Origin of the sequence: Pseudomonas sp. AL 58 (assembly GCF_036348395.1) — a bacterium.
Classification (GTDB): domain Bacteria; phylum Pseudomonadota; class Gammaproteobacteria; order Pseudomonadales; family Pseudomonadaceae; genus Aquipseudomonas; species Aquipseudomonas defluvii.
On record NZ_JAZBQR010000004.1, the window covers coordinates 363,244 to 375,422 of the forward strand.

The window sequence follows — 12,179 nt, forward strand, 5'->3', positions numbered from 1 at the left end:
GTGTTACCTGGTTCGTCGACTACGGGCCGGAATGGCCCCCGTTTTAAGAGATCGGCGATTCTAGAGAAAGCAAGGCCATAGGTCAATTTCCAACCAGCTTTTCCTTATAGGTGGTCACGTGGGTGGGGGTTGGGTGTGAACGTGTCGAGGTACAGCGTTCAGACCTAAACATAAAAAAAGAGAGAGGAATTATTTAAAGCTTTTCTGTAAATCTTATAAAGCTTATGTAGAAGAATTCTGTGGATAAGGTTCTACAGGCCTTTATTTTCATGGCGTACAGAGAATTTAAACCTTGTCGGGAAGCGGTGCTCTGGCTGTGCCGAACGCTCGGAAAATCTGTGGATAAAAAAGCGAGTTATCAACACGCGAGTTATCAACAGATTTCGACCCGGACTTGTGCAAAGACCTCAGGCGCGGTTATCCACAGGGCTTATTCACACCCCTCCGGCATCATTTTGTTCACTAAGTCGCTGATCTATCACCACGCTCATCGCATCGGCATGTGGATAACTGCGCGGCCGGTCGGGTACAATGGCTGCTTGTTTTTGCCTCACCGGCTTTCAAACTCAGGGGATATCCGTGTCAGTGGAACTTTGGCAGCAGTGCGTAGAGCTTCTGCGCGATGAACTGCCTGCCCAGCAATTCAACACCTGGATCCGTCCGCTACAGGTCGAAGCCGAAGGCGACGAGTTGCGCGTGTATGCGCCCAACCGTTTCGTTCTCGATTGGGTCAATGAGAAGTACCTTGGGCGTCTGCTCGAACTGCTAGGCGAACAGGGCAACGGCATTGCGCCAGCGCTTTCCTTATTAATAGGCAGCAGACGCAGCTCTGCGCCTCGCGCTGCGCCCAATGCGCCGCTGGCGGCCGCTGTTGCCGCTTCCCAGGCGCAAGCCGCTCAAGTCGCCCCGCCGGTCGTTGAACCGATCGCTGCGCCAGTTGTGGCTCAAATCGAGGATGCGCCTTCACGCGATAGCTTCGATGCCATGGGGGAAAACAACGCCCCCCCTGCTTCTGGCGGCCGGGCCGAACAACGAACCGTGCAGGTTGAAGGTGCGTTGAAACACACCAGCTACCTGAACCGTACCTTTACCTTCGAGAACTTTGTCGAAGGTAAATCCAACCAGTTGGCCCGTGCGGCTGCCTGGCAAGTGGCCGACAACCCGAAACATGGCTATAACCCCCTCTTCCTTTATGGGGGCGTTGGCCTGGGTAAAACGCACTTGATGCATGCTGTGGGTAACCACCTGCTCAAGAAAAATCCGAATGCCAAGGTTGTCTACCTGCATTCCGAGCGTTTTGTTGCGGATATGGTGAAGGCGCTGCAGCTCAATGCCATCAACGAATTCAAGCGTTTCTACCGTTCGGTCGATGCGCTGCTGATCGATGACATTCAGTTCTTTGCCCGTAAAGAGCGTTCGCAGGAAGAGTTTTTCCACACCTTCAACGCCTTGCTTGAGGGCGGTCAGCAGGTCATTCTCACCAGTGACCGTTACCCGAAGGAAATCGAAGGCCTGGAAGAACGCCTGAAGTCTCGTTTCGGTTGGGGATTGACGGTTGCCGTCGAGCCACCGGAGCTGGAGACGCGGGTGGCGATCCTGATGAAGAAGGCCGATCAGGCCAAGGTCGATCTCCCGCACGATGCGGCGTTCTTTATCGCTCAGCGGATTCGTTCCAACGTCCGTGAACTTGAAGGTGCGCTCAAGCGGGTTATTGCCCATTCGCACTTCATGGGCCGTGACATCACCATTGAACTGATTCGGGAGTCGCTCAAGGATCTTCTGGCGCTGCAGGACAAACTGGTGAGTGTGGATAACATCCAGCGCACCGTTGCCGAGTACTACAAGATCAAGATCTCCGATCTGTTGTCCAAGCGGCGTTCCCGCTCGGTCGCGCGACCACGACAAGTGGCGATGGCGTTGTCCAAGGAACTGACCAACCACAGCTTGCCTGAAATTGGCGACGTATTTGGCGGTCGTGACCACACCACAGTGTTGCACGCGTGCCGCAAGATTAACGAACTCAAGGAATCCGACGCGGATATCCGCGAGGACTACAAGAACCTGCTGCGGACGCTGACAACGTGATGACTGTCAGCGCAGCTTATTAAAGGCAAGGGACTAGACCATGCATTTCACCATTCAACGCGAAGCCCTGTTGAAACCCCTGCAACTGGTCGCAGGCGTCGTCGAGCGCCGTCAGACCTTGCCGGTATTGTCCAACGTGCTGCTGGTTGTCCAAGGCCAACAACTGTCGCTTACCGGTACCGACCTGGAAGTGGAACTGGTTGGCCGTGTGCAATTGGAAGAGCCTGCCGAACCAGGCGAGATCACGGTACCTGCGCGCAAGCTGATGGACATCTGCAAAAGCCTGCCGAGCGATGCGCTGATCGACATCAAGGTCGATGAGCAAAAGCTGCTGGTCAAGGCGGGTCGCAGCCGCTTCACCCTGTCGACCCTGCCTGCCAACGATTTCCCGACAGTCGAGGAAGGCCCTGGTTCGCTGACCTGCACCCTGGAGCAAAGCAAGCTGCGCCGATTGATCGAGCGCACCAGCTTTGCCATGGCGCAACAGGATGTTCGTTACTACCTCAACGGTATGCTGCTGGAAGTATCCACAGGCACACTGCGAGCCGTTGCTACCGATGGCCATCGCCTGGCAATGTGTTCGATGAGCGCAAACATTGATCAAGCAGATCGTCATCAGGTGATCGTGCCACGCAAGGGTATTCTTGAGCTGGCGCGTCTGCTGACCGAGCCTGAGGGCACTGTCAGCATTGTGCTTGGCCAACACCATATCCGTGCAACCACTGGCGAGTTCACGTTCACCTCGAAGCTGGTCGATGGCAAGTTCCCGGACTATGAGCGCGTGCTGCCCAAGGGCGGCGACAAGCTGGTAGTGGGCGACCGTCAGGCACTGCGTGAGGCATTCAGCCGTACCGCAATTCTGTCCAACGAAAAGTACCGTGGTATTCGTCTGCAACTGGCCAATGCCCAGCTGAAGATTCAGGCGAACAACCCGGAGCAGGAAGAAGCGGAAGAGGAAATCAGCGTCGACTACAACGGCAGCTCGTTGGAAATCGGTTTCAACGTCAGCTACCTGTTGGACGTACTGGGTGTCATGACCACCGAGCAGGTTCGTCTGATTCTGTCTGACTCCAACAGCAGTGCCCTGCTGCAGGAAGCAGGCAATGACGATTCCGCATACGTCGTCATGCCGATGCGTCTGTAACCTTGTCTCGCATAGTCTAGATGTCCCTCAGTCGCGTTTCTGTCACCGCGGTGCGTAACCTGCACCCGGTGACATTCTCCCCCTCCCCCCGCATCAACATTCTGCATGGCGCCAACGGCAGCGGAAAAACCAGCGTTCTTGAAGCGATCCATTTGTTGGGTCTTGCCCGCTCCTTCCGCAGCACACGTTTGAACCCGGTTATTCAGTATGAACAGTTGGCCTGTACCGTGTTCGGTCAGGTTGAATTGGCCGAGGGTGGTTCAAGTAACCTGGGTATTTCCCGGGATCGCCAAGGGGAGTTCACTATTCGTATCGACGGGCAGAATGCCCGTAGCACGGCTCAATTGGCTGAAATTCTGCCGTTGCAATTGATCAATCCGGACAGCTTTCGCCTCCTTGAGGGCGCTCCGAAAATCCGCCGGCAGTTTCTCGATTGGGGGGTGTTCCACGTGGAACCTCGCTTCATGGGAACCTGGCAGCGACTGCAGAAGGCCCTGCGGCAGCGGAACTCATGGTTGCGGCATGGTACACTTGATCCGGTTTCGCAAGCGGCATGGGACCGGGAATTGTGCCTGGCCAGTGCGGAATTGGATGAATACCGCCGTACTTACATCAAAGCCTTGAAGCCGGTTTTCGAGCAAACCTTGAGTGAGTTGGTCGAGCTTGAAGGATTGACCCTCAGCTATTACCGCGGTTGGGACAAGGATCGGGAGCTTAGTGAAGTTCTCGCCAGCTCCCTGCAGCGGGATCAGCAAATGGGCCACACCCAGGCCGGGCCGCAACGTGCGGATCTGCGCTTGAGGCTAGGCGGGCATAACGCCGCGGAGATTCTCTCCCGGGGCCAGCAAAAGCTAGTGGTGTGCGCATTACGTATCGCCCAAGGCCATCTGGTCAGCCAGGCTCGGCGAGGTCAGTGTATTTATCTGGTGGATGACTTGCCGTCCGAGTTGGATGAGCAGCACCGCCACGCGCTTTGTCGTTTGTTGGAAGAATTACGCTGCCAGGTATTTATCACCTGTGTAGATCACGAATTATTGAGGGAAGGCTGGCAGACGGAAACGCCAGTTGCCTTGTTCCACGTGGAACAGGGCCGTATCACCCAGACCCACGACCATCGGGAGTGAAGGCATGAGCGAAAATCAAACGTACGACTCCTCCAGCATTAAAGTGCTGAAAGGGCTGGATGCCGTGCGCAAGCGTCCCGGTATGTACATTGGCGACACCGATGATGGTAGCGGCCTGCACCACATGGTGTTCGAGGTGGTCGATAACTCGATCGACGAAGCCCTCGCTGGCCACTGTGACGACATCACCGTAATCATTCACCCGGACGAGTCCATCACCGTCCGCGACAACGGCCGTGGTATCCCGGTCGATGTGCATAAAGAAGAAGGCGTCTCCGCAGCAGAGGTCATCATGACCGTTCTGCACGCTGGCGGTAAATTCGACGACAACTCCTATAAAGTCTCCGGTGGTCTGCACGGTGTGGGTGTTTCTGTAGTAAACGCCCTTTCTGAGCAACTGGTATTGACCGTTCGCCGCAGCGGCAAGATCTGGGAACAGATCTACGTTCACGGTGTTCCACAGGCACCGATGAAAATCGTTGGTGAAAGTGAAACGACTGGTACCCAGATTCACTTCAAGCCATCGGCTGAGACCTTCAAGAATATCCACTTCAGCTGGGACATCCTGGCCAAGCGTATTCGCGAACTGTCGTTCCTCAACTCGGGCGTCGGCATCCTGCTGAAGGATGAGCGCTCCGGTAAGGACGAACACTTCAAGTACGAAGGTGGTCTGCGCGCATTCGTTGAGTACCTGAACACCAACAAGACGCCGGTCAACCAGGTGTTCCACTTCAATGTCCAGCGTGAAGACGGTGTGGGTGTCGAGATTGCCCTGCAGTGGAACGACAGCTTCAACGAGAACCTGTTGTGCTTTACCAACAACATTCCACAGCGTGATGGCGGTACTCACCTGGTTGGTTTCCGCTCGGCGCTGACCCGTAACCTGAACAACTACATCGAGCAGGAAGGTCTGGCCAAGAAGAACAAGGTCTCGACCACTGGCGACGACGCCCGTGAAGGTCTGACCGCGATCATCTCGGTCAAGGTTCCAGATCCGAAGTTCAGTTCCCAGACCAAAGACAAACTGGTTTCTTCTGAAGTGAAGACGGCAGTGGAGCAGGAGATGGGCAAGTACTTCTCCGACTTCCTGCTGGAGAACCCGAACGAAGCCAAGGCCGTTGTTGGCAAGATGATCGACGCGGCGCGTGCTCGTGAAGCCGCGCGCAAGGCTCGGGAAATGACCCGCCGCAAAGGTGCGCTGGATATCGCCGGCCTGCCGGGCAAACTGGCTGACTGCCAGGAGAAGGACCCTGCCCTTTCCGAACTGTACCTGGTGGAGGGTGACTCCGCAGGTGGTTCGGCCAAGCAAGGCCGTAACCGCAAGACCCAGGCAATCCTGCCGCTCAAAGGTAAGATCCTCAACGTCGAGAAAGCACGTTTCGACAAGATGATCTCTTCCCAGGAAGTCGGCACGCTGATCACTGCCTTGGGTTGTGGTATCGGGCGCGACGAGTACAACATCGAAAAACTGCGTTATCACAACATCATCATCATGACCGATGCTGACGTTGACGGTTCGCACATTCGTACCCTGCTGCTGACCTTCTTCTTCCGTCAGTTGCCGGAGCTGGTTGAGCGCGGCTATATCTACATTGCCCAGCCACCGCTGTACAAAGTGAAGAAAGGCAAGCAGGAGCAGTACATCAAGGACGACGAGGCCATGGAAGAGTACATGACCCAGTCGGCCCTCGAGGACGCAAGCCTGCACCTGAACGACTCGGCCCCGGGGATTTCCGGTGAGGCGCTGGAGCGTCTGGTCAACGAGTTCCGCACCGTGATGAAGACCCTCAAGCGTCTGTCGCGCCTGTACCCACAGGAGCTGACCGAGCACTTCATCTACCTGCCGGCGGTATCGCTTGAACAATTGTCTGACCATGCCGGGATGCAAGCCTGGCTGGCCAAGTTCGACGAGCGCCTGCGCACCAGCGAGAAGTCCGGCCTGGTCTACAAGGCCAGCCTGCGTGAAGACCGCGAGCGTAATGTCTGGCTGCCAGAAGTGGAAATCACCTCTCACGGCTTGGCCAGCTACGTGACCTTCAACCGTGACTTCTTTGGCAGTAACGACTACCGAACCGTTACTGCTCTGGGTTCGCAGTTGGTCACTCTGCTGGACGACGGCGCCTATGTTCAACGTGGCGAGCGCAAGAAGGCCGTTACCGAGTTCAAGGAAGCCCTTGACTGGCTGATGACTGAAAGCACCAAGCGCCACACCATCCAGCGCTACAAAGGGCTGGGCGAGATGAACCCGGACCAACTGTGGGAAACCACCATGGACCCAAGCGTGCGTCGCATGCTCAGGGTGACCATCGAAGACGCGATCGCTGCCGATCAGATCTTCAACACCTTGATGGGCGATGCGGTCGAGCCGCGTCGTGAGTTCATCGAGAGCAACGCACTGGCAGTGTCCAACCTGGACTTCTGATTAGCTGTAGGCTCTCAGAACCGGTGTATGGTCCCACAAAAAATGACCGGCCAAGCTCACTCTTTGGAGCTAGGTCGGTTAGCTGAAAAAGCCCGCGCAAGCGGGCTTTTTTACTCACACAGTCATCCGCTTCATTGGAAAACGAGTGCGACTGGATCAGCGCATCTCACCGGATCTGGCTCGTCTTCTTCAGCGTTTCCTCAGTCCTTCAGTTGCTTCTTCAGGTAGTAACGCTGGTGTCCAGGTGGGCAGTCTTCCAGCACGCCCATCACCTGGTAGCCCTGCTTCTGATAGAAGTCGGGTGCTTGGAAGCTGTAGGTATAAAGAAAAACGCCCTGGCAGCCCCGGCGTCGTGCTTCTTCTTCTGCCCGCTTCAACAAGTTGCGGCCCAGGCCGTGGCTGCGCAGGGTGTCGTTCAACCAAAAATAGTCAATGTAGAGCCAGCCCATCCCACTGTGGCCGAATAGACCGCCAACGACCTGGCCGCTGCTATCGCGGGCATAGAGCTGGAAATCCGCATAGGTATAGGGGCCAATCTGCCCCACATTGAAGTGTTCCAGGCCTTGGCGCACTACCGCCATGGCCTCGGCGTCAGCACCCAAGCTGAAGCTGTAAGTGTTATCCGTCATACACTCTCCTGTGTGGCGTTTTTGGGAAGAACAAATACTCTCATGGCTGCAAACGCTTGTGGTGATGAAACTCCCCTCCTCAACGTCTGCCGGTTGCCCGTGAGTACAAAGCAGATGATCTGCTAATCTCGTGAATAGTGACGTAAAAGGCCAATTCTCTGAATTGGCCTTTTTTGTGTGCGTTCGGAAATCAAATTCCCTCAGCACGCCTGCCAGGGAGGGTTTGCATTTTTGAGGTCAGGTGCTGCGAAAATGCAGCAGCGGGGGGCGTTTTCTCGCTGAGAGCCTTGGTCTTTCTGCTGCTTGAGGTTGGCATGCATTGTGCGCATCTAGCCCCGAGCCCATTTCCACTGTTCGGACGCACACATGTCGCTTATTCAAACCCTCGCTGATCGGGGTGCCCTACTTAGCTGCACGGTCTGTAAAAGTGGACGCATGACCAACGTCTCTTCGTCGTTGAGTGACCAACTCGGTTACTCACCGGTAGAGATGCAGAACTGCAGCATCGAAAGCATCTTCACTGCTGAATCCACGCACCTTCTGCGTAAACTGTTTTCCTGCCCGCCGGCAGATGAAAAGCTGAGCAGCCTGGCGCTTACGTTCATCCGTCACAGCACAAGCCTGTTTCCCGTGCTAGCCAGCGGCTTCCTCGAATGGCGTGACGCCGACGCTCCCAGTATTCACCTCGTGTTTATACCGCTGGGCTCGTTGAGTCACCGCTTGAGTGAACTGCAGAACGCCAACGAAGTCATGACCCAGATGCTCTACAGCGCCAAGGTGGCGTACTGGTGCATCGAGTTCGCTGAAGCGGTGGACATTACCCAGACACCCGATGAAGTCGTCCGTCAGGTGTTCGAAAACCGCTCTTACTGGCGCATGTGTAACCGTGCCATGGCGGATGTTTACGAGATGCCGGCGGACGTCGACTTTAATCAGCAGCCGGTGCGGCTTTACTGGCCGCGCAGCCCGGCCAACGAAGAGTTCGTAAGGCGCCTGGTGGAAACCGATTTTTGTGTCGACGGCGCGCTTTCGGTGGACCGCCGCCACGATGGTTCCCCTGCCTATGTGGAGAACGATGTCCGTGCCGCCATCCACGACGGTCGCCTGTTGCGTATGTGGGGCAGCATCCGTGACGTCAGCCAGGAGCTGCGTATGCAGCACGATGCTGAGCAGCGTATCGATGCCTTGCGCCGGGTCTTCGACGCGGTACCGGACGCTGTGCTGGTGATCGACGAAGAGCTGCAACCGCGGTGGCGTAACGCCGCCTTTGAGCAGGCCTTCGGCATCACCCAAGGTGCGAGCATCGCCCACGCCCTGCTCGACCGGTCGCTGCCTGAACGCACCTGGCACAGTCTGCACTTGATCAATCTCAGTGGTCACCTGCAACTGTTCAATGTCCACTGCTCGCGCATCCTCATGCAAGAAGGCGTGGCCTGGAAGGTGGCAGTGCTGCGCGCGGCGGAGCGCACTATCCAGCACAACGGCGAGCTGCATCCATGATCGAGAAAAGTCTCTTGCCGCCCCTGAAGATGGGCATGCGATCTTCGGTCAATGTCAGCAGCGAAGTGCTTTCCGCACTGTTGGAAACCCCTGCGCTGCACGCCCTGTTGGACAGCTTCAGTGAGGCAATCATCCTGTGCGATGGTGAGTCCCGTGTGCGCTTTCTCAATCTTGCCGCGGAGCGGGTGAATCGCCTGTCTCGAGAAGACGCGATCGGCTTGCCCAATGCCGAGTTCTTCCAGCGCTCGGCCGTGAGCTTCGATGATTTCCAGCAAGCTGTTGGACGTGGTGGTAACAGCGCTTTGACCCGCTCCCGCGATGGGCGCATGTTCCTCACCAGCACTCAGGCGGTTCCCACCGGCGCTTACGAAAAGCCCTATACGCTATTGGTGCAGCGCGATTTTGAAGGCCGTGAGAGCCCTCGTCGCACGTCGCAGCAGGCGTTCGCCCCTGCGGAAAATAATGGCCTTGGCGATCCACAGGACAACGCCTTGCACCTCTCGCCGCTGCTCTCCAGCATCGCCGACACTGGCGTACGTGCATTTCGCCGCCGCGCTCGTTTGCTCCTGCTGGGGGAGCCCGGTGTTGGCAAGACCGCCATTGCCCGGCATATCCACCGCGCTGCGGGGTGGGGCGACCGGCCCTTCATTCACGTCAACTGCGGCAGCATTCCGGAAAGCCTGTTTGAGTCGGAGATGTTCGGCTACGAGCGCGGTGCTTTCACGGGTGCCCTGCAGAGTGGCAAGCGCGGCTACATCGAAAGCGCCTCAGGGGGCACCCTGTTCCTTGATGAGATTGGCGAAATCCCTCTGCATGTCCAGGCCAAGCTGCTCAAGTTCCTTGAAGACGGCAGTATTCAGTCGGTCGGCTCGCCATTGAGCAAGACGGTACAAGTCCAGGTGATCGCCGCCACCAACAAGGACTTGCGGCGGCTGGTCGAGTCCGGCGAGTTCCGTGCCGACCTGTACTACCGCCTTGCTGTGCTGCCGGTAGAGATCCCGCCGCTACGCCAGCACCTGGAAGACCTGCCAGTGCTCATGGACATCCTGCTGATGCGCATCAACCGTGACCGCCAGCCCACGCTGCGGTTATCCGGCGGTTGCCGTCAACGGCTCCTGAGCTATGACTATCCGGGCAACATCCGCGAGCTGGTGAACATTTTTGAGCGCTTGGCTGTGCTGGCTGATGACGAGGCCAGTGAACAGCATCTGCCACCGGAACTGCTGGGGCTTATCGCACCGATTTCCATCAGGCCAACGACTCCACGCCAGGAGACGGATACAGAGCTGCCAGCCGACGACGAACTGGGCGAAAGCCTCAAGGCGCAGGTTCAGCGCTATGAGCGCCAGCTCATTCTCCAGGCAGTCCAGAGCCAAGGCAGCAAACGCAAGGCAGCCCAGCAACTGGGCATTGATATCGGTACCCTGATTCGCAAGCTGCAACGCGATTGATTTTCCCGGCACAGGGATGTGCCGTCTGCTGCAATTTCCCCCTCCGCCGCCTCCCATACCGCTGCAAGAATGCCTACGGCACACGCTATTTTTGCCTACGTTCATGCCTGCGAATAATAAAAATCCATAAATTTCAGTGACTTAAAAATTGGCACAGCATGTGCAACAGCAGCCTGCAACCCATCCAGCTGATGGGTCATTGCATCGATGCTGAATGCCCTATCGGGCATTGGCGGTCCTGGAGGTAAAACAACAATGCTGATCACAGGTATCAAGAGTCGGCCGGTCTATGACCAACTGCGCCCCCTGCCGGGTGGAATCCGCCACCTCGTCGCAGGCCAGGGTAGCGGTGGCCGCGCCATGCTGCGTCTGCTGGACGAGATGTCCGAGCAAGGCATGCAGACCACTCTGCTCTATTCACAGGAATCCTTCTCCGGCCTGGACTACCTCGCCGAACTGCAGCAGCGGCAGGTCGCCGAGCTGCGTGTGTACCCCAGCAATCATGAGTTGGTGGCGGATCTGGAGCGCATCCTGGGCAATGCCCGCATGGGCACCCGGCTCTACCTTTCGGGCTCGGAGAGCTTCATCGGTACCGCCATGCAGGTGGCCACCCGCTACGACATGAACAGTGACGAGGTGCTCCGCGAGCATGCCGGGTCGTTCGTCCGTCGTATCTGGTGCGTGCACTGCGACAGCTACACCGAGAACGTCACCCAGCGCGTGTTCCAGTGCCCTGGCTGCAACGCAATGTTGGTGGTGCGTGACCATTATTCCCGCCGTCTCGCCGCCTTCCAGGCCGTGAAGGCCGACGCCGAAGTCCCCGGCGAATTGCCAGAAGCAGAGGAGCTCGACACATGAGCTTGAGCAACGGAACCCTGAATGTGCGGGTTGCCCGCATCGAAGCTGTCACACCGGAAATCAAGCGGTTTACCCTGGTGGCCACCGATGGCGCGCACCTGCCGCCCTTCTCGGGCGGCAGCAACGTGGTGGTGTTGATCCCTCACGAAAACGGCACCTACCGCAATGCCTACTCGCTGATGAGTTCGCCGTACGACTCCAGTGCCTACCAGATCGCCGTGCGCCGTGTTGACGAGGGGCGTGGCGGTTCACTGCGGATGCACGAAGCCGTGAACGAAGGTGATGTGCTGGAAATCCTGCGCCCGGTGAACCTGTTCCCGCTGAGCAAGCATGCTCGTCTGCACCTGTTCATCGCCGGTGGTGTCGGCATTACCCCGGTCTGTTCGCAACTGGCCGAACTGCGTCTGCGTGGCACGCCGTTCGAGGTGCATTTGGCCGTACGCGGTGCCGAGCACGCACGCTTGGGCGAAGAGCTGGTGCGCGAGTATGGCGATGCCGTACGCCTGTATCGCAACGATATCGGCCAGCGCCTGGATATCTCGGTTGTCGTCGCCGCTCGCCCGCTGGGCAGCCACCTGTATGTGTGCGGCCCTGAATCCATGATCCAGGATGCCATCGACAGTGCCCATGCCCAAGGCTGGACCGATAGCCACATTCACTACGAGCGCTTTCTAGAACAAGGCAGTGTCGGCGAGGCCTTCAGCGTTACCTTGGCGCGCAGCGGCGCGACCATCGAAGTGTCGCCTGACCAGAGCCTGCTGGAAGCCGCTGAAGCGGCCGGCCACTCGATTCCTTACCTGTGCCGTGGCGGCGCCTGCGGGGAGTGCGAAACCCGCGTGCTCGAACTCGACGGCGAAATCGTCCACACCGACGACTGGCTGTCCGACGAAGACAAGGCCGCCAACACAAAAATCATGCCCTGCGTGTCGCGTGCCAAGTGCTCGCGGCTGGTCATCGACTGCTGAA

At 57.6% G+C, this 12,179-nt stretch carries 9 protein-coding genes; 8 read left to right on the plus strand and 1 reads right to left on the minus strand.

Annotated elements, in window-relative coordinates; translation table 11 throughout:
* The first annotated feature begins 579 nt into the window (after window positions 1-579).
* Genes dnaA through gyrB form a run of 4 tightly spaced genes read left to right on the plus strand, consistent with a single transcriptional unit; the run spans window position 580 to window position 6,775 of the window.
* On the plus strand, window positions 580-2,085 hold the full coding sequence (gene dnaA / locus UIA24_RS07085; protein WP_065759562.1) for a chromosomal replication initiator protein DnaA: 1,506 nt from the start codon (window positions 580-582) through the stop codon (window positions 2,083-2,085).
* A gap of 40 nt (window positions 2,086-2,125) precedes the next feature.
* On the plus strand, window positions 2,126-3,229 hold the full coding sequence (dnaN, locus tag UIA24_RS07090) for a DNA polymerase III subunit beta (protein ID WP_065759561.1): 1,104 nt from the start codon (window positions 2,126-2,128) through the stop codon (window positions 3,227-3,229).
* Window positions 3,230-3,249: 20 nt separating this feature from the next.
* Window positions 3,250-4,353, plus strand: a complete 1,104-nt coding sequence (gene recF / locus UIA24_RS07095; protein WP_065759560.1) for a DNA replication/repair protein RecF — start codon at window positions 3,250-3,252, stop codon at window positions 4,351-4,353.
* 4 nt (window positions 4,354-4,357) lie between these two features.
* Entirely contained in the window at window positions 4,358-6,775 is a 2,418-nt protein-coding gene (gyrB, locus tag UIA24_RS07100; RefSeq protein WP_065759559.1) for a DNA topoisomerase (ATP-hydrolyzing) subunit B, read from the plus strand.
* Between the two features lie 200 nt (window positions 6,776-6,975).
* Here the strand turns inward: gyrB and UIA24_RS07105 are convergent, their stop codons facing one another.
* On the minus strand, window positions 6,976-7,404 hold the full coding sequence (locus UIA24_RS07105) for a GNAT family N-acetyltransferase (protein WP_065760509.1): 429 nt from the start codon (window positions 7,402-7,404) through the stop codon (window positions 6,976-6,978).
* Between the two features lie 435 nt (window positions 7,405-7,839).
* Here UIA24_RS07105 and UIA24_RS07110 point away from each other — a divergent pair, with 435 nt between their 5' ends.
* The 4 genes from UIA24_RS07110 to UIA24_RS07125 all read left to right on the plus strand — a co-directional run bounded on the left by UIA24_RS07110 (window position 7,840) and on the right by UIA24_RS07125 (window position 12,178).
* Window positions 7,840-8,904: a PAS domain-containing protein gene (locus UIA24_RS07110; protein WP_256587546.1), complete on the plus strand. Its 1,065-nt coding sequence runs from the start codon at window positions 7,840-7,842 to the stop codon at window positions 8,902-8,904.
* Window positions 8,901-10,355 (plus strand): sigma-54 interaction domain-containing protein, encoded by a 1,455-nt coding sequence (locus UIA24_RS07115; RefSeq protein ID WP_099773214.1) that lies wholly within the window; start codon window positions 8,901-8,903, stop codon window positions 10,353-10,355. The genes UIA24_RS07110 and UIA24_RS07115 overlap by 4 nt, the downstream gene beginning before the upstream one ends.
* A 255-nt stretch (window positions 10,356-10,610) precedes the next feature.
* A complete protein-coding gene (locus UIA24_RS07120) occupies window positions 10,611-11,213 on the plus strand; it encodes a dimethylamine monooxygenase subunit DmmA family protein (protein ID WP_330522496.1) in 603 nt (200 codons plus the stop codon).
* Window positions 11,210-12,178, plus strand: coding sequence for a PDR/VanB family oxidoreductase (locus tag UIA24_RS07125; RefSeq protein WP_330522497.1), 969 nt, complete (start codon window positions 11,210-11,212; stop codon window positions 12,176-12,178). Before UIA24_RS07120 ends, UIA24_RS07125 begins: the two co-directional genes overlap by 4 nt.
* The last annotated feature ends 1 nt before the right edge of the window (window position 12,179 follow it).